This window comes from Escherichia sp. E4736 (assembly GCF_005781225.1).
GTDB lineage: Bacteria > Pseudomonadota > Gammaproteobacteria > Enterobacterales > Enterobacteriaceae > Escherichia.
On sequence record NZ_VATT01000014.1, the window covers coordinates 388,029 to 409,563 of the forward strand.

Below are 21,535 nucleotides of genomic sequence, written 5' to 3' on the forward strand. Positions count from 1 at the left end.
CAAACTATAGAGCCTTTTTGCCACGGTTACTTGATGAAAACTCACGCAAGCCTCCCGGGTTTCTATACTTGAGATGTTCAGATTATTAGACAACCGGAGCTGCAATGATCGATCTCTATTATGCCCCTACCCCAAATGGCCACAAAATTACGCTGTTTCTCGAAGAGGCTGGCCTGGATTATCGTTTAATTAAGGTTGACTTGGGGAAAGGCTGTCAGTTTCGCCCGGAGTTTTTGCGCATTTCGCCGAACAATAAAATTCCGGCAATTGTTGATCATTCACCGACTGATGGCGGCGAACCGTTAAGCCTCTTTGAGTCAGGTGCAATATTGTTGTATCTGGCAGAGAAAACGGGACTATTTTTAAGTCACGACCCGCGTGAGCGCGCCACCACCTTACAATGGTTATTCTGGCAGGTTGGCGGCCTGGGGCCAATGCTCGGACAGAATCATCATTTTAATCATGCTGCGCCACAGACTATTCCTTACGCTATTGAACGTTATCAGGTTGAAACCCAGCGTCTGTATCAGGTACTCAATAAGCGCCTGGAAAACGCCCCCTGGCTTGGCGGCGAAGATTACAGCATTGCGGATATTGCCTGTTGGCCGTGGGTAAATGCATATGCTCGTCAGCGGATTGACCTTGCTATGTACCCGGCAGCGAAGAACTGGCATGAGCGGATCCGTTCGCGCCCAGCCACCGGACAATCACTATTAAAGGCCCAATTGAATGATGAGATCTCAGATAGTTAACTGAGAAAGGTTCTCGTGTATTATTCCAGTCTAAGTAAAACAACAGGGAACCTGCAATGTCACAACCTGCCGCTATTATTCGTATAAAGAACCTTCGTTTACGTACATTTATCGGAATTAAGGACGAAGAGATTAACAACCGTCAGGATATCGTTATCAATGTCACGATCCACTACCCCGCCGATAAAGCGCGTACCAGTGAAGATATTAATGACGCGCTGAACTATCGCACCGTCACCAAAAACATCATTCAACACGTAGAGAATAACCGTTTCTCTTTGCTGGAAAAATTAACTCAGGATGTGCTCGATATCGCACGAGAACATCACTGGGTAACCTATGCTGAAGTGGAGATCGATAAACTGCACGCGCTGCGCTACGCCGATTCGGTATCAATGACCTTGAGCTGGCAGCGTTAACCGCCATATCGGGAGGCTGCATGAATATAGTGATCACCGGAGGGACTGGATTAATTGGTCGCCATTTAATCCCGCGTTTGCTGGAGTTGGGCCATCAGGTCACTGTGGTGACGCGTAACACGCAGAAAGCCAGTTCAATCCTCGGCCCTCAAGTGACACTATGGCAAGGGCTTGCCGATCAAAGCAACCTCAACGGCGTTGATGCGGTAATCAACCTGGCTGGCGAACCGATTGCCGACAAACGCTGGACTCGCGAGCAAAAAGACCGACTGTGCCAAAGTCGCTGGAATATTACGCAAAAACTGGTGGATTTAATTAACGCCAGCGACACGCCACCGTCGGTCCTTATTTCTGGTTCGGCGGCGGGATATTACGGTGATTTAGGTGAAGTAGTGGTTACCGAAGAAGAGCCTCCGCATAACGAATTTACCCATAAACTCTGCGCCCGCTGGGAAGAAATTGCCTGTCGGGCGCAAAGCGACAAAACGCGTGTGTGCCTGCTGCGTACCGGTGTGGTGCTGGCACCAGATGGCGGAATTCTCGGCAAAATGCTGCCGCCGTTTCGCCTCGGTTTAGGTGGCCCCATTGGCTCTGGTCGGCAGTATCTGGCCTGGATTCATATCGATGATATGGTCAACGGGATTCTCTGGCTGCTGGATAACGATCTGCGCGGACCGTTTAATATGGTTGCCCCCTATCCGGTACGCAACGAACAATTTGCCCACGCGCTCGGTCATGCACTGCATCGCCCGGCAATTATGCGCGTCCCCGCCACCGCTATTCGGCTGTTAATGGGCGAATCTTCAGTTCTGGTATTAGGCGGGCAACGTGCGCTGCCAAAAAGGCTGGAAGAAGCGGGATTCGCTTTTCGCTGGTACGATTTAGACGAGGCGCTGGCAGACGTTATTCACTGATGTGTTTTACCGCGAACATCCGCCAGTTAGTTCCTGGTAATTCAGAATTAGTGGCTTTTCGCCAAAAGCTCGTCTGGCGAAAGTCGGGTCAGTGTCAAAACTAACTCTCGGTCTAAACCTCTCTCCAGCATCTCCTGAGCAATACGCAGGGCTTCTTCGTGTTTGCCCTGCATTGCGCCTTCTTCACGTAATCTGTCAGCAATGGTCATCAGTTTCTCCTTTTCTTGTGGTGCGCGTTCTGTTATCTCACCAATAAACGCATGGAAACGCTGGGCATCCCCCGTTTGTAATACATAATTAAACAGGGCTTTTAGCTGTCTGTCATTAGTGTTCCCTGTAACTAGCAGCGAAACAATTTGATCGACTAATCCTAACAGATCGCGCTGGCGAATATGTTTCTGCATTAACTCCAGTAACGCCATTTTGCGGTGTTGCATAATCTCGTCATCCGGCACTACGGTAATATCCACCAGCGGAAAAGCCGATGAATAAATTTGGCGGGCAATAGCAGGCTCCGCAAATTCATCAAGCCAACAGAGAGAATAAGGATAAGGACTTCTGCAACCATGATAAAACAGCATCGGGATCACCAAAGGTAGTTCTTTATAGCCTGCATCAAGATGGTTTTGCATTGCCGCAATAGAATAGCGCATCATGCGAAAAGCCATTAATTCTTCCGCCTTACTTTGGTGTTCAATGACGACATAAATATATCCCATCCCCTCCTCAGTTTTCACTGACCACAAGATGTCGGAGTAATATTGTCGCAGGTTTTCATCAATAAAACTGTTGGGTTCCAGTTTTAACGTCGATAAATCACAAAGTTTACGTAGCGGCGCGGGAAGGTGAATATCAATAAAGTCCCGCGCGGTGTCCGGATGACGTAAAAAGGATTTAAATACCGCATCATGCGGTGTGGAAGTTGTCGATATGGTCATGGCGTTCCGTCACCTCTCAAATTTAAGATGACGAGACAATAACCACCCTTTATAAGCAAGGCAGCAGGCAGTTTTTATATCTGGACAGCGAATTCAGAACTATTTTAAGTGGACTGCAATATATACATTTCAACGGAAGCTAACTCGCAAATTAGCCTTGAAAATACTCCGGCAGCATTAGCCACCGGAGAGGCAATTATTTCAGCGATCCCTTAAGGAACTGTTGCAAACGAGGACTTTGCGGGTTGCCAAATAATTGTTCTGGCGCACCCTCTTCTTCGATTTTCCCCTGATGGAGGAAAATAACATGTGTGGAGACATGGCGAGCAAATTCCATTTCGTGGGTTACCACCACCATCGTTTTGCCCTCTTCCGCCAGCTGCTGCATAATGCGCAGCACTTCGCCCACCAGCTCTGGATCAAGGGCCGATGTAGGTTCATCAAACAACAGAACTTCCGGTTCCATTGCCAGCGCCCTTGCGATGGAAACACGCTGTTGCTGACCACCGGACAGATGCACCGGATATTTCCCCTGCGCACGTTCGTCTATGCCGACTTTCGCCAGATATTTCACCGCCCGCTCGCGCGCTTCATGCTTGCTCAGGCCCAGCACCTGAATGGGCGCTTCCATGACGTTTTCCAGCACCGTCATGTGGCTCCAGAGATTGAAGTGCTGGAACACCATCGTCAGGCGCGTGCGCAGTAAACGCAGCTGATTTTTATCGGCGACTTTGAGTTGGCCGTCTTTATCCCGCACCAGATTGATAGTCTGGCCGTTAACCACGATCGTGCCTTCACTCGGTTTTTCGAGGAAGTTAATGCAACGCAGAAAGGTACTTTTCCCCGATCCCGACGATCCGATGATGCTGATCACATCCCCGGCGTTCGCTTGCAGTGACACCCCTTTCAGCACTTCATGTTCGCCGTAGCGTTTGTGCAAATCGATAACGTTTAATTTATTCTCGGACATCGTATTCTCAGTGCGTTGAAGAAGGTTTCACATGCTGCAACCAGCGTTTTTCCGCTCTGCGAAAGAGGCTGATCAGGACATAAGAGATGATTAAATAGAGTACCGCAGCAATGCCAAAGGCGGTAAAAGGTTGATACGTCGCGGCGTTGATATCACGGGCAATTTTCAGCAGATCCGGCACCGTGGCAGTAAACGCCAGCGCAGTAGAGTGCAACATCAGGATCACTTCGTTGCTGTAGGCCGGTAAAGCAATACGCAGCGCCGACGGTAAAATAATGCAGCGATACATTTTAAAGGTCGAGAAACCATAGGCCCTGGCAGCTTCAATTTCCCCGTGCGGCACCGAGCGGATCGCTCCGGCAAAAATCTCGGTGGTGTAAGCACAAGAGTTAAGCGTCAGCGCCAGCACGGTACAGTTCAGGCCACTGCGGAAAAAGGCGTTAAGGAACTCGGTCCCTTTAACAATCTCCAGCGTGTACATGCCGGAATAGAACACCAGCAACTGCACATACAGCGGCGTACCGCGAAAAATATAGGTAAATAACCAGATTGGAAACTGGATGTATTTATTACTTGAGACGCGACCAATCGCCAGAAACAGCGCCAGAATTCCGCCTATCACTACTGACAAAATCAGCAACCAAAGGGTAATCGCCACGCCGGTAAAGCGATAACCGTCGGTCCACAACAGCGGTTTCCAGTATTCATGTAAGATTTCGATCACAGGTCAGCCCTCTTCACACCCACGGAGTAGCGGCGCTCAAGGAACAGCAGCACACCATTGGAAACGGTGGTGAAAACCAGATAAATCACGCCACAGACGATGGCGAAATAGAACGGTTCCCATGTACTTTTGCCTGCCAATTGGGTGGCTTTCACCACATCTTCCAAGCCGAGTAACGAAACCAGAGCGGTAGATTTGAGGATCACCTGCCAGTTGTTGCCAATGCCCGGCAGAGCGTAACGCATCATCGCCGGAAACATAATCCGCCGAAATACTTGCCCGCGAGTAAAACCGAACGCCGTAGCCGCCTCTATTTGTCCTTTCGGCACCGCCATAAACGCGCCACGGAACGTTTCGGTGAAGTAAGCACCGTAAATAAAACCCAGGGTGATAATACCGGCAACCATCGGGTCGATATCAATCTGTCCGACGCCCATCGCTTCCGTCACCGCGTTTAGCGCAATCTGCAAACCGTAAAATATCAGCAGCATCAACACCAAGTCCGGCACGCCGCGAATCAGCGTGGTGTACCCTTCGAAAATCAGCCCCGAAAGCCGATTTTGCGAGAGCTTACCGCCAGCGCCAATTAAACCGATGATTACAGCGAGCACTACAGAGCTGATAGCCAGCTCCAGCGTGACGAGCGCCCCCTGTAAAATAACACCTGAAAACCCATACAACATGCAGCCTGTCCTGTCGTGTGTGGTGAATTTCCTGCCTCTTGTCTCCCTCCGGTTACCCAAAGGGAGCGGGCTTTCTTTCACCGATGGTGATTAACCACCATAAACATCAAAATCGAAGTACTTTTTCGCTAATTTCTCGTAAGTACCGTCAGCGCGCATTTCGGCAAAGGCTTTGTTCAGTGCCTCGCGCAGTTCGTTATCTTCTTTACGCAGGCCCATGCCGGTGCCTACGCCAAACAGTTTTTCATCTTTAACGGACGGGCCACCGAATTTGTAATCTTTACCGACTGGCTGTTTGAGGAAACCTTCGCTGGCGGCAACTTCGTCCTGGAACGCGGCATCAATACGCCCGGCGGTCAGGTCAGAATAAATGTTGTCCTGCCCCTGATAAGAGACGATTTCAATGCCTTTTGGCGCCCAGTGCTCGTTACCAAATGTCTCCTGGGTCGTGCCCTGCAATACGCCCACCCGCTTGCCTTTCAGCGATTCTACTGTCGGCTGAATGTCGGAATTTTTCGCCACAACCAGGCGAGAATCGGCGGCGTACAATTTGTCGGTGAAGGCTATTTCCTGCTGACGTTTTTCGGTGATGGAAAGCGATGACATGATGGCGTCAATCTTCTTCGCTTTTAATGACGGAATTAACGCATCCAGCGGGTTTTCGACAAATGTACATTGCGTATTGATGCGTTTGCACAGTTCCTTCGCCAGGTCGATATCAAAGCCAACCAATTCACCTTGTGAATTTTTTGATTCAAACGGTGCATAAGTCGGGTCAGTACCGATGCGAATATTTTGCGGAATAGCAGCAAAAGCAGCAGTCGCGCTGGAGAAGGCCAGAACCAAGGAGAGCGATAGCACCAGTTTTTTCATAATGTCCTCAACTGACAGTCTTTTAATAGGGAATATTTACAGGTTTGTTACACTTATCGTGCCATAAAATTGACCAACAAGGCAAAATATCCTGGCCCGTTAATCGTATTATTTTTCATTAAAATTGCTTAAGTATGCATTTCAATGCACCACGATAGTGCAACAAACCTATAATGCACCATGATAATGACGCTATCAGGTGCAGCTTCCCTGCGACGTATCAGTCACCGTAGACATTAAAATCGAAGTACTTTTTCGCCATCTTGTCGTAAGTACCATCCTGGCGCAGTTCGCCAAGCGCCTTATTAAACGCAGCCGTCAGTTCAGCATCATCTTTACGTAGCCCGACACCGGTGCCGTCACCGAAGTATTTTTTGTCTTTCACTGAAGGGCCAGCAAAGGCGAACTCTTTACCGGCAGGTTGCTTAAGGAATCCTTCACTGGCGGCGACTTCATCTTGTAACGCAGCATCCAGACGCCCCGCAGCAAGATCGGAATAGACTAAATCCTGGTTGGCATAAGCCACAACATCAATACCTTTACTGCGCCAGGTATCGTTAGCGTAGGCTTCCTGAGTGGAGCCTTGCAGCACTCCGACATGTTTACCTTTCAGTGAATCCAGCGTTGGCTGAATAGGTGAACCTTTAGCGGCAATCAGACGGGAATCCGCGGCGTACAACTTGTCAGAGAAAGCAATCTCCTGCTGACGTTTATCGGTAATGGAGAGCGACGAAATAATAGCGTCGATTTTTTTCGCTTTCAGTGAGGGGATCAGCGCATCAAAGTCACTGGCAACCCAGGTACATTTCACCTGCATCCGTTTGCACATCTCGTTACCGAGATCGATATCAAAGCCAACAAAGTCACCTTTGGCATCTTTCGATGAGAACGGTGCATAGGTGGTATCCGTTCCGATACGTACCGTCTCCGGCAGCGCCGCGTAGCTGGAAGCTGCTGCGGAGATACCGACTAACAAAGACAGAGCGAGAATCGACTTCTTCATACATAACCCTCAAGTGAAATGGCTTTTTTATATTGTGTATTGTGTTGTGTGTTTGCAGGCTCGTTCATGCAGGTCTTATGCCATCTTGCCGACAGCAGCAACATTCAACGTAAAATATGTTAATAAGACGTTGCATTATTGTCCTGAAATTGAAGATAGCAGGTATGGCGGTTGAATCGCAGCGTTTCGATTCAATGGAAGGAACAAAATGTCGAGGATTTGATCGCGGTTGCAAAATTGCCCTGAAACAGGGCAACAGCAGAGTTATGCGCCCTGCCAGCGGGCAAAGAGATCTTCGGGAAGGGTTATCGTAAACTGGTCAAGAACACGGTTAACCGTCTGATTTATCACATCATCAAGGGATTGCGGGCGATGATAAAACGCCGGAACGGGAGGCATAATCACCGCACCGATTTCAGCCGCCTGAGTCATTAAACGCAGGTGGCCTAAGTGCAATGGTGTTTCACGCACGCAGAGCACCAACGGGCGACGCTCTTTCAGCACCACATCTGCCGCGCGGGTCAACAGGCCATCGGTATAGCTATGGACAATGCCGGAAAGGGTTTTGATTGAACAGGGTAAAATCACCATGCCCAGCGTCTGGAAAGAACCAGAAGAGATGCTGGCAGCAATATCGCGCGCATCATGAGTTACATCGGCTAACGCCTGCACTTCGCGCAGGGAAAAATCCGTTTCGAGGGATAAGGTCTGGCGCGCCGCCTGGCTCATAACCAGATGCGTTTCGATGTCTGTGACATCGCGCAGAACCTGTAATAAGCGCACGCCATAAATCGCGCCGCTGGCACCACTGATGCCTACAATGAGTCGTTTCATAGAGAGTTGCCCTGTCAGACTTGCAGGCAGACTTTGCAGGATTTCGGCGGGAGTTGCAAGTCAGGGTACCAGACTGGCACCCTGAGTGAAGGCATCATCCTTCGTTATGCATTTCCAGGTTTTCCACTTCGTTCTGACGTTGCAATGCTTTGGCGTCGTCATTACGTAAAGTATCGAGAAAATCGAGATAGCCCTGATCAACATCTTTAGTAACGTAAACGCCGTTGAACACCGAGCATTCAAACTGCTGGATATCCGGGTTTTCAGCGCGGACGGCTTCGATCAGATCATTGAGATCCTGGAAAATCAAACCGTCGGCACCGATGATCTGGCGAATTTCATCCACTTCACGGCCGTGAGCGATCAGTTCCGTGGCACTCGGCATATCAATACCATAAACGTTCGGGAAGCGAATTTCCGGTGCCGCAGAGGCGAGGTACACTTTCTTCGCTCCGGCTTCGCGTGCCATCTCGATAATTTGTTCAGAGGTGGTGCCGCGCACGATGGAGTCATCAACCAGCAGGACGTTTTTATCGCGGAACTCAGCGCGGTTGGCGTTCAATTTACGGCGCACAGATTTACGACGCAGTTGCTGACCCGGCATGATGAAGGTACGACCAACATAGCGATTTTTAACAAAGCCCTGGCGGTACGGTTTGCCCAGAATTCGGGCGATTTCCAGCGCGATATCGCAGGAAGTTTCCGGAATCGGGATCACCACGTCGATATCCAGATCTTCCCATTCGCGGGCAATTTTCTCGCCCAGTTTCGTGCCCATATTCACACGCGCGCTGTAAACGGAAATTTTGTCAATGAACGAGTCAGGACGGGCAAAGTAAACATACTCAAACAGGCACGGATTGCTGACTGGATTGTCGGCACACTGACGGGTAAACAACTGCCCTTCTTCAGTGATGTAAATCGCTTCACCTGGGGCGACGTCACGCAGGAACTCAAAGCCCAGCGTATCGAGCGCAACGCTTTCGGAAGCGACCATATATTCTGTGCGATTCTCGTCGATATCACGTTTCCCCAACACCAGCGGACGAATCCCATTAGGATCGCGGAAGGCGACCATACCGTGGCCGATAATCATCGCCACGCAGGCATACGCGCCGCGAATTTGGCGGTTAGTCGCGGCAATGGCGGAGAAAATGTTGTCGGCTTCCAGCGGATAGTGGCGGAAGTTATCCAGCTCGCTGGCGAAGATATTAAGCAGAATTTCCGAGTCGGAAGTGGTGTTGATGTGGCGGCGTTTTTCTTCAAACAGTTTTTTACGCAACTCGTGAGCGTTGGTCAGATTGCCGTTGTGGGCAAGCGTAATACCATACGGAGAGTTAACGTAAAACGGCTGCGCTTCAGAGGCACTGGAGCTGCCAGCCGTAGGGTAACGCACATGACCAATGCCCATATTGCCCTGCAAACGCTGCATATGGCGAGCTTCAAATACATCGCTCACCAGCCCGTTCGCTTTACGCAAACGGAAGCAGTTATTGGCATCTATGGTGATGATGCCGGCGGCATCCTGACCGCGATGCTGAAGCACCGTTAAGGCATCATAAATCGACTGGTTAACCGGCATAACACCGGCGATACCGACAATACCGCACATACGTCTTTTTCCTCGTTAAGCCACATCTCAGAGCACTTACGCTCTGGGCAAGAAACTTGACGAGCTTTGCAGATAATCAAAAAACCATCTGATGATAAAACTGAACTGCGGGATCAGCTGTGATTTGCTCCAGTCTTCGCTTTTCGACACCCCGGTAAAGGAGTCGAGAAAGAAGAGAATGGCAGCAACAATCAACACACCGCGCAACGCACCGAAACAGACGCCCAGCACCCGATCGGTGCCTGACAACCCCGTTTTCTCCACCAGCTGGCCTATCACGAAGTTCACGATAGCACCAACGATCAGGGTAGCGATAAACAGTACCGCGATGGCAATCCCATTTCGAACCAGTTCGTCTTCAAAGCCCGTAAACCAGACTGACAGGTAAGTGTAGTAATGACTGGCAACAAAGAAAGCACAACCCCATGTCACCAGCGATAACGCTTCACGAACAAAGCCACGGATCAGGCTAACCAGAGAGGAAAAAGCAATCACCGCGATTATGGCGTAATCAATCCAGACCATATGTGTCCCACGATTTTACGCCCTGTCATCCTGTTCGGGGCGCATTCTAACAGAAAAAGAAAACGTTTGCGTAGGGATTTCCTTCCCGCGCATCAATAAAAATGGCGCTGAAAAAATATTCAACGCCATCGACTTTTTATGCCTTTGCGGCATCGGGCAATCATTGTCGGATGCGGCGTGAACGCCTTATCCGACCTACAGTTCTGCTCCAGCACAGGCCTGATAAGACGCGCCAGCGTCACATCAGGCAACGGCTGTCGGATGCGGCGTAAACGCCTTACCCGACCTACGGTTCTGCCCCTGCGTAGGCCTGATAAGACGCGCCAGCGTCACATCAGGCAACGGCTGTCGGATGCGGCATGAACGCCTTATCCGACCTACAGTTCTGCTCCAGCACAGGCCTGATAAGACGCGCCAGCGTCACATCAGGCAACGGCTGTCGGATGCGGCGTAAACGCCTTATCCGACCTACGGTTCTGCCCCTGCGTAGGCCTGATAAGACGCGCCAGCGTCACATCAGGCAACGGCTGTCGGATGCGGCGTAAACGCCTTATCCGACCTACGGGTCTATCCCTGCGTAGGCCTGATAAGACGCGCCAGCGTCGCATCAGGTAAAACCGTATTAATTCGGCGTGTAGCCCATCACCACGCCGCTCAAACCAGAGATCTGCTTCAGTTCGCCAAGCGATCCTTTCAGCTTATCTTTTGAGGCATCTGGCCCCACGAGAATACGGGTGATTTTACCCTGCACTGGCGTTGACGGCGAAGTATAAACCCGATATCCCGCGCCACGCAGCTTACCGACAATCTCATTCACTTTATCGGCATTTTTCAGCGCGCCCAGTTGCACAACATAGGCTTTACCCGTCGGCGCTACCTTTTCTTCAACAACCGGCTTCGGTTCTGGCTTCGGCGGGGGCGGCACTTCAACCTTCGGCTTAGGCGGATCCACCGGTTTCGGTTTCGGTGGAGCGACCGGTGTAGGCTCCGGTTCAAACACGGTATTATTGGCCGCAATGGTTGTTGGGTCGAGCGAAGGCGCTGCGGCATCACCTGCCCGCACCTCTTCTGCAGCGCCTTCTGGCGGCTGTGTCGGCAACGCCTGAGTGGCGGCTGGCATCATATCTGGTTCGTCACGATCGCCCGCTTTCGGCACCAGCGGGATCGCTGCAAACTCATCCTGATAATGTTTTTTCTGCCCATCAAGCAATCCTGGAAGCACAATAACTCCCAGAGCTACCAGCACAATAGTGCCAACTAACCGATTCTGAAACTTACTCGCCACCGCTTCTCCTCGCGTCAATCACTTCCATGACATGTGCGACCGTATGGAACGAACCACACACCAGCACGGTATCTTCCGGTTTAGCGTCCGCCATTGCGGCTTCCCATGCCTGCGCAACGCTATCGAATGGTTTGCCGTTCCCCAGATGCTCAAGCAGTTGTGCTGCCGTGGCACCGCGCGGCCCTTCCAGTGGCGCACAATACCAGTCATCAACCACGCTTTTCAACCAGGCCAGTGTTCCGGCAATATCTTTATCATGTAGCATACCGATAACCGCCAACACGCGCCCGTTTTTCGGTAACGCTTTCATGCGTCCGGTAAGATATTCCGCCGCATGAGGATTATGGGCGACATCAAAAATAACGCGTGGCGTCTCGCTCACAATCTGGAAACGTCCAGGCAAAATTGCGCTGGCGATACCGTCGCGAATTGCCTTTTCACTGACTTCCAGGCCGCTGGCACGCAGTGCCGCCAGCGCCGTTGCGGCATTCGGTTGCGGGACAAGTGGCAACGGTAATCCCGCCAGCGTGCCGTGAGCATCGGTAAATGACCAGTCATGGTCAGTGACGGAATAATTCCACTCAACGCCACAACGTTGCAACAGTGCGCCTTTCTCCTGTGCTACATCGGCAATGGTGTAAGGCATTTCCGGTTCACCGACGATTGCCGGTTTTTCGCTGCGGAAGATCCCCGCTTTCTCACGACCAATGCTTTCACGATCTGGCCCCAGCCAGTCGGTATGATCCAGCGCGATACTGGTCACCACGGCAACATCAGCATCGACAATGTTAGTAGCATCCAGACGACCGCCCAGACCTACTTCCAGAATCACCACATCGAGTTGCGCCTCTTTGAACAACCACAATGCCGACAGCGTACCGTATTCAAAATAAGTCAGAGAAATATCGCCGCGCTCGGCCTCAATCTCGGCAAAAGAAGCCGTATGGGCCGACTCCGCCAGTTCTTTGCCCTGTATACGAACGCGCTCGGTATAACGCACCAGATGCGGCGAACTGTAGACCCCCACCCTGTACCCTGCCGCCATCAGAATCGACTCCAGCGTACGGCAGGTCGTGCCTTTGCCATTAGTTCCCGCAACGGTAAACACAAACGGTGCAGGTTTAAGGACGCCAAGACGCGCCGCAACCTGGCTGACGCGATCAAGGCCGAGATCGATAGTTTTACTGTGCAGGTTTTCCAGATAAGAAAGCCACGAAGCCAGAGGCGACGCGGCTTGAGGAGTGCGTTTGATAATCATGGTATCCGCTGATTCGTTACGGGGAGAATAAATAGCAAAAGGGCAGAGCCAGTGGCCCTGCCCTTATCAGTTATCAGGCCTCTGGTTCCTGATCCGGCACCGGTGGCACCACTTCGCCTTCACGCGGCGCATCAGGATTAGGCGCTGGCAGATTCATCAGCTTCGCCAGAATGCTCGCCAGTTTCAGACGCATTTCCGGTCGACGGACGATCATATCGATGGCGCCTTTCTCGATCAGGAATTCACTGCGCTGGAATCCTGGCGGCAGTTTTTCGCGAACGGTCTGTTCGATAACGCGCGGACCGGCAAAGCCGATTAACGCTTTCGGTTCAGCAATATTGAGATCGCCCAGCATCGCGAAGCTTGCAGAAACACCGCCCATAGTCGGGTCGGTCAGTACAGAAATGTACGGTAACCCGCGCTCCTGCATTTTCGCCAGTGCTGCAGAGGTTTTCGCCATCTGCATCAGCGACATTAACGCTTCCTGCATACGTGCGCCACCAGAAGCGGAGAAGCAGATCAGCGGGCAGTTATCTTCCAGCGCTTGCTCAACGGCACGCACGAAACGAGCGCCAACCACTGAACCCATTGAACCGCCCATAAAGGCGAATTCGAATGCCGCAGCGACAACCGGCATACCGTACAGAGTGCCTTTCATCACCACCAGCGCGTCTTTTTCGCCGGTTTCTTTCTGCGCAGAGGCCAGACGGTCTTTATACTTTTTGGAGTCACGGAACTTCAGCACATCTTTCGGCTCAAGCTCGCTACCCAGCTCCACAAGGCTGCCTTCATCTAACAAGCTATGCAGGCGGTTACGCGCCGACATACGCATGTGATGGTCACACTTCGGACAGACCTCAAGATTACGTTCCAGTTCAGCGCGGTATAAAACCTGACCGCAGCTATCACACTTAGTCCACACACCTTCAGGAATGCTCGCCTTGCGGGTGGGAGTAATGTTGCTTTTAATTCGTTCAATCCAGCTCATTAGGGACCTTTCTGTCTGAACCTGGTTCGATGCCAGTTTTATCTTTGGGGACGCATAATGCCATTTTTGCCCCCAACAGACCATGAATGTTGCACATTAAAACATAACAGCCCGAAACTTTGGATAAAAAAGTGGTCGAACCGCGGAGTTACTTTTTATTTTGCAGCGCGTTTGTGACGAATAAATTCGAAAACCCCAGGCAATATTGAAACAAAAATAATGCCAACAATCATCAGTTTAAGGTTACTCTGAATGAAGGGGAGCGTGCCGAAGAAATAACCTGCGTAGGTAAAAATCAGTACCCACAACAGTGCACCAATCACGTTAAAAGCGGCGAAATGACGATACGACATGTGACCCATTCCCGCAACGAACGGCGCGAACGTTCTGACGATCGGTACAAAACGGGCGAGAATAATTGTTTTGCCGCCATGTCTCTCGTAAAACTGATGAGTCTTATCAAGATAACTACGACGAAAAATTTTCGAATCCGGATTACTGAACAGTTTGTCACCAAATAACCGCCCAATGGTGTAGTTGACCGCATCACCCACAATTGCAGCAATCAACATCAGTACCACCATCATATGGACGTTGAGATCATTAGTCTCCAGAGATGCCAACGCGCCAGCGACAAACAGCAACGAATCACCAGGCAGGAATGGCGTTACCACAAGCCCGGTTTCACAGAACAGAATCAAAAACAGAATGGCATAAACCCAGACGCCGTACTCTGCGACCAGTTCCGCCAGATGCACATCAATATGCAAAATAAAATCGATGAGGAAATAAATCAGGTCCATAATTGCCTATGCCTTGTACTCTTCATTTCTCAGGCTGTAACTGCATTGGCTACAGCCTGAAATTTTTAGAGCATTATTCTCATTAGTCCGCCAGAAACAGCGGGCCCATTGGCGGTTTTGGAAGATCAAATCGGTCAGGGTAATCTACCGCAACCAGATACAGCCCTTCCGCTTTCGCCGTTGCTGCCGCCAGCGTTCTGTCCTTTGCCGCTAACAGCTCTGCTATCCAACTCTCTGGCTGGTTGTGGGCGCCTACTTCCATCAGGCTACCGACAATATTCCTCACCATATGATGTACAAAGGCATTCGCTTTGATATCTACCACCACATAAGGACCATGTCGCGTGACGTTAATATGCATAACGTTGCGCCACGGCGTTCGGGACTGGCACTGCACCGCGCGAAATGAGGTGAAATCATTCTCGCCCAACAAGCATTGCGCAGCCCGATGCATCCGTTCGGCATCCAGCGGTTCGTAGAAGTGGGTCACACCTTTACTCAGCACTGCCGGGCGCAGCCGATGATTGTAGATGATGTAGCGATAACGGCGAGCCGTGGCGCTAAATCGGGCATGAAAATCATCAGGTACAGCTTTAACCCAACGCACGGCGATGTCACCAGGTAAATTCGCATTTACGCCTAATGTCCACGCGGCGTCTTTGCGCTGCGCGGTGGTTTCGAAATGCACTACCTGCCCGGTGCCGTGTACGCCTGCGTCAGTACGCCCGGCGCAGAAGACGGTGATGGGCTCGTTCGCCACCTGGGAGAGCGCCTTTTCCAGCTTCTCCTGCACACTGCGGACTTCGTTCTGCCGTTGCCAGCCGTAATACCTACTGCCGTCGTACTCAATGCCCAGCGCAATTTTATAAACTGGCGGTTGTTGCTGGTCGGACATTAGTACAGATACTCCTGCACCAGTTTCTCGGCGATTTTCACTGCCATCAGTGCGCCGCCAAAACGGACGTTATCGGCCACCGACCAGAACTGGATTTGCTCTGGAATACCGTAATCATTGCGCACGCAGCCCACAGAAAGATGCGGCGTACCGGAAGCGTCACCCACCTGAGTAGGAAACTCGTTCTCTTCAGAGAGCACAATATCTTCGCCCTGGGTAAAGGCATCACGCGCTTCTTCTGCCGCCAGCGGACGCAGAGCTTCAAAGTTGACCATCTGAGCGTGACCGTAAAATACTGGTGCCTGCACGACGCTTGCCGAAATCATCAGCCCTTCGTCCTGCATGATTTTGCGCACTTCATCGACGATACGACGTTCTTCACGCACGCTACCTTCCCTGTCCGGCAGTAACGGCAGCATGTTGAACGCCAGCTGACGTCCGAAGAAATCTTCTTCGTCAATCGGAATGCCGTTGAGCAATTTCGCACTCTGCCCCGCTAACGCATCGACCGCTTTTTTGCCCTGGGCGGAGGCTGAAATCAGGCTGGTAACGCTAATACGCGACAATCCGCCCTGATCGATTAACGGTTTCAGAGAGGCCAGCAGCTGGCTGGTCAGGCTGTCCGGTACGGCAATGACATTACGGTTACGGTAATCAGCAAGTACAAACGGGTTTACTTCCGGCACCACCAGCGGTACGTCGGGTTCGAGAGCAAACAATCCGCTGCTGTCGATAACCAGGCAGCCTGAGTTGGTTGCTTCTTCAACCCAGGTCGCGGTCGCTTCTTTGCCTGCGACAAAAAACGCCAGTTGCGCCTGCGTCCAGTCAAATTCGGCAGCATCCTGCACGGTGATTGTCTTACCACCAAAGCGCAGATGTTCGCCTGCGCTTTCGTTACGTGCCAGTGCATAAATTTCCCCAACCGGGAACTGACGTTCAGCCAGCGTTTCAATCAGGGCTTCGCCCACAGCGCCAGTTGCGCCCAGGACGGCAATGTTCCAGCCTTCAGACATGGTGGTTTACTCCAGAAAATGCAAAGCTCCCTGCCTATGTTACAGCAGAGAGCATGAAGAAGAGATTAACGAGCCGGATGATGAACGGCGTTAAAACCCAGTTTACACAGTAATGATGCCGCACTGGCGTCATTACAAATCACATACAGAGACGACCATTCACGGCGCTCAAGGTAATTTTTGCGCAGTTTATCGAACTCACCCGGTATTCCGGCGACTTTACGCAACGGCGCATCGTCGCGGCGCACATCATACACCAAATGCACCAGCCTTTTTAGCGTCGGCTGATCGAGCGGACCATGCAGCGTGATGCGGCCAAACTCCGGCGCGGGCAGCAATGTATCCAACGCCACGTGCTGTTCATGACCAATAAACTTGCTGTAGGCTTCAAACACTTGCGTTGTGCCACGCGCTTTACCTTCGAGGGTATAGCCCGCGATATGCGGCGTGCCGATATCCACTTTTTGCAGCAGCTCGACGTTGAGTTCTGGCTCGCCTTCCCAGACATCCAGCACCACGCTTAACTTCTGACCTTCATTCAGGCAGGTCAGCAGTGCCGTATTATCGACAACGGCACCACGGCAGGCGTTAATCAGAATTGCCCCCGGCTTCAGGCTGCGAATCAGTTTTTCATCCGCCAGATGCCGCGTTTTGTACGGACCATCTTTAAAGAGTGGCGTATGGAAAGTCAGAATGTCTGCTTGCGCGACCAGTTCATCAAGAGGACGGAAATCCCCCTCATCCCCACGATCGGCGCGTGGTGGATCGCAAAGTAATGTTTTGATCCCCCACGCTTCCAGCCGTGCCTGTAACCGTCGCCCGACGTTGCCGACGCCCACGATCCCCACGGTACGCTCGTGCAGTGAAAATCCATCGCGTTCGGCGAGCATCAGCAGTGACGAGAAAACATATTCCACTACCGCAATCGCATTGCAGCCAGGTGCAGCAGAAAAACCAATTCCCGCCTGCTTTAACCACGCTTCATCGACATGGTCCGTCCCCGCGGTCGCGGTGCCAATAAATTTTACTGGTTTTCCTGCCAGCAAAGATTCATTCACTTTCGTGACCGAACGCACCATCAAAGCATCTGCATCATCCAGTTCAGCAACTGGAATTGGACGCCCCGGAACCGCTTTCACCTCCCCCAGACGACTAAATAATTCGCGGGCATAAGGCATATTTTCATCAACAAGGATTTTCACGTTTGTGGTACCTGTATGAGAACGAGAGTTAACCGGACAAGTGTGCCATAATCTCGCGGCCAGGCATACTTGCGATGATTTCAGGTATAAGGATACGTAATGATACAACCAATTTCCGCCCCTCCTGGGCAACCACCGGGTCAGGGGGATAAACTGTCGTCTGGCGCAGGCAATCAGCCTTTATCCAGCTTGCAACGTACAGTGCTGGAAAGTTTGATAACCAAAGTGACTTCGCTGACGCAACAGCAGAGCGCGGAATTGTGGGCTGGTATAAAGCACGACATCGGTCTGCCCGGCGATTCACCGTTACTTTCACGCAATTTCCCCGCCGCAGAACAAAACCTTGCACAACGTTTACTGGCCGCGCAAGAAAGCCATTCTGTCCGCCAGCTTTTGGCGCAATTGAGCGAGTACTTACGGCTGGGGAATAATCGTCAGGCGGTCACAGATTACATTCGTCATAACTTTGGTCAGACGCCGCTGAATCAACTCTCACCGGAGCAATTAAAAACCGTCCTGACGCTGTTACAGGAAGGGAAGATGGTTATCCCGCAACCGCAACAGCGCCAGGCGACCGATCGCCCTTTGCTACCGGCAGAACACAATACGCTTAAGCAACTGGTGACTAAACTCGCGGCGGCAACAGGAGAACCCAGCAAACAGATTTGGCAATCTATGCTGGAACTTTCTGGGGTAAAAAATGGAGAGTTGATCCCGGCCAAAATGTTTACCCACCTGGTTACCTGGTTGCAGGCACGCCAGGTGTTAAGTCAGCAAAATACACCGACACTGGAGTCGCTTCAGATGGCGCTAAAACAGCCACTGGATGCCAGCGAGTTGACAGTATTATCGAGCTATGTTGAGCAAAAATATGGCCTTTCTCAGCATTCAGCCCTGACTTCCGCGCAGGCCGAGGATATCCTCAACCAGCTTTATCAACGGCGGGTGAATGGGATTGAACCGCGAGATATTCAACCGTTGCTCAATCCCTTTACGCCATTCATTAACACGATGCAAGAAATGGCCATGCGCCCCAGCCTGTGGATATTGCTGACCGCCATCATCGTGATATTGGTCTGGTTATTGAGTTAACCACGACGAAATGACAGTATCGTCACGATAATCCCCAGCACCGCCGATATCGCCCCGGCAAGGAATACCGACGAGTAGCCAAATGTGGTCGCCAGGACACCTGCCAGTGGCCCGGAAACACCGAGGGCGATATCCTGAAACGCCGCATAACCGCCGAGCGCAGTACCGCGAACCTGAGACGGAACGCGCTTAACCACTTCCACACCAAGCGCCGGGAAGATAAGTGAACACCCTGCCCCGGTTAACGCCGCACCGGCTAACGCCACCCACGCGCCAGGCGCTTGCCAGAGCAGCAACAAACCTACCGTTTCGACAAGCAAAGAGACAATCGCCACTTTCACGCCGCCAAAACGGTCTGGCATCCAGCCGAACATGACGCGCATCACGACAAATGCGCCGCCAAATGCGGTGAGCGTAAAGCCTGCCATCGCCCATCCTTTGCTGGCAAAGTAGAGCGATACAAAGGTTCCGATAACCGCAAAGCCAACGCCCTGAAGCGCCAGACCAAGCCCCGGTTTCCAGATAAGCCCGACAACACTCCACAGCGATGGACGTTCTCCCGCCATTGCCGGTACTTTGCGTACTGTGCCGTTACAAGCCCACGCCAGTAAAGGCAATGCCATTGTCGTAAGCGCCAGTGCGGCAAAACCGTAATGGCTATGAATCAACAAGCCAAGCGGTGCGCCCACCGCCAGTGCGCCATAAATCGCCATCCCGTTCCACGACATCACTTTGCCAGAGTGTTTCGGCCCGACAATGCCCAATCCCCAGGTCAAAGCGCCCGTCAGCAACTGGCTTTCGCCAAAACCAAGAATCAAACGCCCGATGACCAGCAGGGCAAATTTAATTGGTGCGGAGACAGGCAAAAGCGCCGCCAGCAGCAGCGCGCCGCCAGCCAGACCGCAGGCGAACATACCCTGAAGCGCCGAACGTTTTGCGCCATATTGATCGGCCAGTCGTCCGGCGTAGCCACGCGTCAGCACCGTGGCCAGAAACTGAATGCCGACGGCAATCCCGACCATGGTGTTGCCATAGCCCAGTTCATGATGAACAAACAGCGGGATAACCGGCAATGGCAGCCCTACGGTCATGTAAGTTAGAAAAACCGCAAAAGCGATGCGGAAGAGCGAAAAATTGGCAGAAGATCGTGTTTCTGTTTGGCTTACAGCAGTCATGCATTACTCCAGAATGCAGCGCAAGGCGAGGAGTCTCCCCGTCTCATCTCTCTGGTTTTCAGGGTTACGGTGCGTTGGCAGGATTTAACGCGTACGTCTTTTCAGAAGGAAATCGACAAAACGGGAAGTTTGCCTGGAACAGGCGGCGATTGTCAATGATGTGAAAAAGGGAACCATCAGGTTCCCTTTTTCTTTAGTGCCGGAGGCAGCATTGGCGTGTAACGTCGGATGCGACGCTGGCGCGTATTATCCGACCTACTCCGACTTAATCTTTCAGCTTACGCATTACCAGCGTGGCGTTGGTGCCGCCGAAGCCGAAGCTGTTAGACATCACGGTGGTCAGTTCGCGATCGGTCGTTTCGGTCACGATGTTCAGACCCGCAGCCTGCTCGTCCAGCTCTTCAATGTTGATGCTCGGGGCGATAAAGCCGTGTTCCAGCATCAGCAGAGAGTAGATAGCTTCCTGTACGCCAGCAGCGCCCAGAGAGTGACCGGTCATTGCTTTGGTTGCAGAAATCGCCGGGCTCTTATCGCCGAACACTTCACGGATAGCCGCCAGCTCTTTCACGTCGCCAACCGGAGTCGAAGTACCGTGGGAGTTCAGGTAGTCGATTGGGGTATCAACACCGTGCATCGCCATCTTCATGCAGCGCACTGCGCCTTCGCCAGACGGAGCAACCATGTCTGCGCCATCAGACGTTGCGCCGTAGCCAACGATTTCAGCGTAGATATGAGCACCACGTGCCAACGCGTGTTCCAGTTCTTCGACCACCACCATACCGCCGCCGCCAGCGATAACGAAACCGTCACGGTGAGCGTCATAAGTACGGGAGGCTTTTTCCGGGGTGTCGTTGTATTTGGTAGACAGCGCGCCCATTGCGTCGAATTCGCAGGCCATTTCCCAGCACAGCTCTTCGCCGCCGCCGGCAAACACGATGTCTTGTTTGCCCAGTTGGATCTGCTCTACTGCGTTACCGATACAGTGTGCGGAAGTCGCACACGCGGAGCTGATGGAGTAGTTAACGCCGTGGATTTTGAACGGCGTGGCGAGGCAGGCAGAAACGCCAGATGCCATCGCTTTAGTGACCACATACGGGCCAACCGCTTTCAGGCCACGCGGGCCGCGCATTGCGTCAGCACCGAACACCTGGAAACGCGGAGAGCCGCCGCCGGAACCTGCAATCAGGCCAACGCGCGGGTTATTCTGGTAAGCTTCCGGGGAGAGGCCAGCATCTGCAATTGCCTGCTCCATAGAAAGGAATGCATAAATGGATGCGTCGCTCATAAAGCGCACAACTTTGCGGTCAATGAGGCCAGTGGTATCCAGTTTTACGTTGCCCCAAACGTGGCTACGCATGCCGGAATCCTTCAGCTCCTGAGAGAAAGTGATCCCTGAGCGTCCTTCACGCAGAGATGCCAGGACTTCCTGCTGGTTATTACCGATGCTGGAAACAATGCCCAGGCCAGTAATCACTGCACGTTTCATTCAATACCTCTGTAAGTCGCACATAGAGTAAGTTTCGAATGCACAATAGCGTACACTTGTACGCCGAACAAGTCCGATCAGCCAATTAATA

22 protein-coding genes are annotated in these 21,535 nt (G+C 52.0%); 4 read left to right on the plus strand and 18 right to left on the minus strand.

What is annotated here, in order from left to right; all coding sequences use genetic code 11:
• Positions 1 to 104 precede the first annotated feature (104 nt).
• Genes yfcG through FEK46_RS11020 form a run of 3 tightly spaced genes read left to right on the plus strand, consistent with a single transcriptional unit; the run spans position 105 to position 2,085 of the window.
• Positions 105 to 752, plus strand: coding sequence for a GSH-dependent disulfide bond oxidoreductase (gene yfcG, locus FEK46_RS11010; RefSeq protein ID WP_130207238.1), 648 nt, complete (start codon positions 105 to 107; stop codon positions 750 to 752).
• Positions 753 to 808: 56 nt separating this feature from the next.
• Positions 809 to 1,171 carry a dihydroneopterin triphosphate 2'-epimerase gene (folX, locus tag FEK46_RS11015; RefSeq protein WP_130207240.1) on the plus strand — a complete coding sequence of 121 codons (363 nt, stop codon included), beginning with the start codon at positions 809 to 811 and terminating at the stop codon, positions 1,169 to 1,171.
• A 20-nt stretch (positions 1,172 to 1,191) separates the two neighbouring features.
• Positions 1,192 to 2,085 (plus strand): TIGR01777 family oxidoreductase, encoded by an 894-nt coding sequence (locus FEK46_RS11020; RefSeq protein ID WP_130260567.1) that lies wholly within the window; start codon positions 1,192 to 1,194, stop codon positions 2,083 to 2,085.
• A gap of 47 nt (positions 2,086 to 2,132) precedes the next feature.
• Here the strand turns inward: FEK46_RS11020 and FEK46_RS11025 are convergent, their stop codons facing one another.
• From FEK46_RS11025 to pdxB, 16 genes are all read right to left on the minus strand, one after another.
• Positions 2,133 to 3,023: an Rpn family recombination-promoting nuclease/putative transposase gene (locus FEK46_RS11025; RefSeq protein WP_135407474.1), complete on the minus strand. Its 891-nt coding sequence runs from the start codon at positions 3,021 to 3,023 to the stop codon at positions 2,133 to 2,135.
• 196 nt (positions 3,024 to 3,219) lie between these two features.
• Positions 3,220 to 3,993: a histidine ABC transporter ATP-binding protein HisP gene (gene hisP, locus FEK46_RS11030; protein ID WP_130207246.1), complete on the minus strand. Its 774-nt coding sequence runs from the start codon at positions 3,991 to 3,993 to the stop codon at positions 3,220 to 3,222.
• 7 nt (positions 3,994 to 4,000) lie between these two features.
• Positions 4,001 to 4,717 carry an ABC transporter permease gene (locus FEK46_RS11035; protein WP_135559343.1) on the minus strand — a complete coding sequence of 239 codons (717 nt, stop codon included), beginning with the start codon at positions 4,715 to 4,717 and terminating at the stop codon, positions 4,001 to 4,003.
• On the minus strand, positions 4,714 to 5,400 hold the full coding sequence (gene hisQ, locus FEK46_RS11040) for a histidine ABC transporter permease HisQ (protein ID WP_130207250.1): 687 nt from the start codon (positions 5,398 to 5,400) through the stop codon (positions 4,714 to 4,716). The genes FEK46_RS11035 and hisQ overlap by 4 nt, the downstream gene beginning before the upstream one ends.
• 90 nt (positions 5,401 to 5,490) lie before the next feature.
• The gene (gene hisJ / locus FEK46_RS11045) at positions 5,491 to 6,273 is read right to left on the minus strand and encodes a histidine ABC transporter substrate-binding protein HisJ (RefSeq protein ID WP_000737621.1); all 783 of its coding nucleotides are present in this window, start codon (positions 6,271 to 6,273) and stop codon (positions 5,491 to 5,493) included.
• Positions 6,274 to 6,493: 220 nt separating this feature from the next.
• The gene (argT, locus tag FEK46_RS11050) at positions 6,494 to 7,276 is read right to left on the minus strand and encodes a lysine/arginine/ornithine ABC transporter substrate-binding protein ArgT (protein ID WP_130207252.1); all 783 of its coding nucleotides are present in this window, start codon (positions 7,274 to 7,276) and stop codon (positions 6,494 to 6,496) included.
• Between the two features lie 264 nt (positions 7,277 to 7,540).
• On the minus strand, positions 7,541 to 8,110 hold the full coding sequence (gene ubiX, locus FEK46_RS11055; RefSeq protein WP_135559342.1) for a flavin prenyltransferase UbiX: 570 nt from the start codon (positions 8,108 to 8,110) through the stop codon (positions 7,541 to 7,543).
• A 94-nt stretch (positions 8,111 to 8,204) separates the two neighbouring features.
• Positions 8,205 to 9,722 (minus strand): amidophosphoribosyltransferase, encoded by a 1,518-nt coding sequence (purF, locus tag FEK46_RS11060; RefSeq protein WP_130207254.1) that lies wholly within the window; start codon positions 9,720 to 9,722, stop codon positions 8,205 to 8,207.
• Between the two features lie 36 nt (positions 9,723 to 9,758).
• Positions 9,759 to 10,247: a colicin V production protein gene (gene cvpA, locus FEK46_RS11065; RefSeq protein WP_000262113.1), complete on the minus strand. Its 489-nt coding sequence runs from the start codon at positions 10,245 to 10,247 to the stop codon at positions 9,759 to 9,761.
• Between the two features lie 622 nt (positions 10,248 to 10,869).
• A complete protein-coding gene (dedD, locus tag FEK46_RS11070; protein ID WP_135559341.1) occupies positions 10,870 to 11,532 on the minus strand; it encodes a cell division protein DedD in 663 nt (220 codons plus the stop codon).
• Positions 11,522 to 12,790, minus strand: a complete 1,269-nt coding sequence (folC, locus tag FEK46_RS11075) for a bifunctional tetrahydrofolate synthase/dihydrofolate synthase (RefSeq protein ID WP_130207258.1) — start codon at positions 12,788 to 12,790, stop codon at positions 11,522 to 11,524. The genes dedD and folC overlap by 11 nt, the downstream gene beginning before the upstream one ends.
• 73 nt (positions 12,791 to 12,863) lie before the next feature.
• Entirely contained in the window at positions 12,864 to 13,778 is a 915-nt protein-coding gene (accD, locus tag FEK46_RS11080) for an acetyl-CoA carboxylase, carboxyltransferase subunit beta (protein ID WP_064526523.1), read from the minus strand.
• 155 nt (positions 13,779 to 13,933) lie between these two features.
• Positions 13,934 to 14,581, minus strand: coding sequence for a DedA family protein (locus FEK46_RS11085; RefSeq protein WP_130207260.1), 648 nt, complete (start codon positions 14,579 to 14,581; stop codon positions 13,934 to 13,936).
• An 82-nt stretch (positions 14,582 to 14,663) separates the two neighbouring features.
• On the minus strand, positions 14,664 to 15,476 hold the full coding sequence (gene truA / locus FEK46_RS11090; protein WP_001283597.1) for a tRNA pseudouridine(38-40) synthase TruA: 813 nt from the start codon (positions 15,474 to 15,476) through the stop codon (positions 14,664 to 14,666).
• Positions 15,476 to 16,489, minus strand: coding sequence for an aspartate-semialdehyde dehydrogenase (locus tag FEK46_RS11095; protein WP_130207262.1), 1,014 nt, complete (start codon positions 16,487 to 16,489; stop codon positions 15,476 to 15,478). The genes truA and FEK46_RS11095 overlap by 1 nt, the downstream gene beginning before the upstream one ends.
• A gap of 65 nt (positions 16,490 to 16,554) precedes the next feature.
• A complete protein-coding gene (gene pdxB, locus FEK46_RS11100; protein ID WP_130207264.1) occupies positions 16,555 to 17,691 on the minus strand; it encodes a 4-phosphoerythronate dehydrogenase PdxB in 1,137 nt (378 codons plus the stop codon).
• Positions 17,692 to 17,790: 99 nt separating this feature from the next.
• Here pdxB and flk point away from each other — a divergent pair, with 99 nt between their 5' ends.
• A complete protein-coding gene (flk, locus tag FEK46_RS11105; RefSeq protein ID WP_131162049.1) occupies positions 17,791 to 18,783 on the plus strand; it encodes a flagella biosynthesis regulator Flk in 993 nt (330 codons plus the stop codon).
• Here the strand turns inward: flk and FEK46_RS11110 are convergent.
• On the minus strand, positions 18,780 to 19,958 hold the full coding sequence (locus FEK46_RS11110; protein ID WP_135494662.1) for an MFS transporter: 1,179 nt from the start codon (positions 19,956 to 19,958) through the stop codon (positions 18,780 to 18,782). The two genes, flk and FEK46_RS11110, sit on opposite strands and share 4 nt — an antisense overlap.
• 265 nt (positions 19,959 to 20,223) lie before the next feature.
• Positions 20,224 to 21,444, minus strand: a complete 1,221-nt coding sequence (fabB, locus tag FEK46_RS11115; protein WP_000817178.1) for a beta-ketoacyl-ACP synthase I — start codon at positions 21,442 to 21,444, stop codon at positions 20,224 to 20,226.
• Positions 21,445 to 21,535: the final 91 nt, after the last annotated feature.

Coding starts and splice junctions, on each gene's coding strand:
- yfcG (WP_130207238.1), top strand. CDS start 105: ATGATCGATCTCTATTATGCCCCTACCCCAAATGGCCACAAAATTACG.
- folX (WP_130207240.1), top strand. CDS start 809: ATGTCACAACCTGCCGCTATTATTCGTATAAAGAACCTTCGTTTACGT.
- FEK46_RS11020 (WP_130260567.1), top strand. CDS start 1,192: ATGAATATAGTGATCACCGGAGGGACTGGATTAATTGGTCGCCATTTA.
- FEK46_RS11025 (WP_135407474.1), bottom strand. CDS start 3,023: ATGACCATATCGACAACTTCCACACCGCATGATGCGGTATTTAAATCC.
- hisP (WP_130207246.1), bottom strand. CDS start 3,993: ATGTCCGAGAATAAATTAAACGTTATCGATTTGCACAAACGCTACGGC.
- hisQ (WP_130207250.1), bottom strand. CDS start 5,400: ATGTTGTATGGGTTTTCAGGTGTTATTTTACAGGGGGCGCTCGTCACG.
- hisJ (WP_000737621.1), bottom strand. CDS start 6,273: ATGAAAAAACTGGTGCTATCGCTCTCCTTGGTTCTGGCCTTCTCCAGC.
- argT (WP_130207252.1), bottom strand. CDS start 7,276: ATGAAGAAGTCGATTCTCGCTCTGTCTTTGTTAGTCGGTATCTCCGCA.
- ubiX (WP_135559342.1), bottom strand. CDS start 8,110: ATGAAACGACTCATTGTAGGCATCAGTGGTGCCAGCGGCGCGATTTAT.
- purF (WP_130207254.1), bottom strand. CDS start 9,722: ATGTGCGGTATTGTCGGTATCGCCGGTGTTATGCCGGTTAACCAGTCG.
- cvpA (WP_000262113.1), bottom strand. CDS start 10,247: ATGGTCTGGATTGATTACGCCATAATCGCGGTGATTGCTTTTTCCTCT.
- folC (WP_130207258.1), bottom strand. CDS start 12,790: ATGATTATCAAACGCACTCCTCAAGCCGCGTCGCCTCTGGCTTCGTGG.
- accD (WP_064526523.1), bottom strand. CDS start 13,778: ATGAGCTGGATTGAACGAATTAAAAGCAACATTACTCCCACCCGCAAG.
- FEK46_RS11085 (WP_130207260.1), bottom strand. CDS start 14,581: ATGGACCTGATTTATTTCCTCATCGATTTTATTTTGCATATTGATGTG.
- truA (WP_001283597.1), bottom strand. CDS start 15,476: ATGTCCGACCAGCAACAACCGCCAGTTTATAAAATTGCGCTGGGCATT.
- FEK46_RS11095 (WP_130207262.1), bottom strand. CDS start 16,489: ATGTCTGAAGGCTGGAACATTGCCGTCCTGGGCGCAACTGGCGCTGTG.
- flk (WP_131162049.1), top strand. CDS start 17,791: ATGATACAACCAATTTCCGCCCCTCCTGGGCAACCACCGGGTCAGGGG.
- FEK46_RS11110 (WP_135494662.1), bottom strand. CDS start 19,958: ATGACTGCTGTAAGCCAAACAGAAACACGATCTTCTGCCAATTTTTCG.
- fabB (WP_000817178.1), bottom strand. CDS start 21,444: ATGAAACGTGCAGTGATTACTGGCCTGGGCATTGTTTCCAGCATCGGT.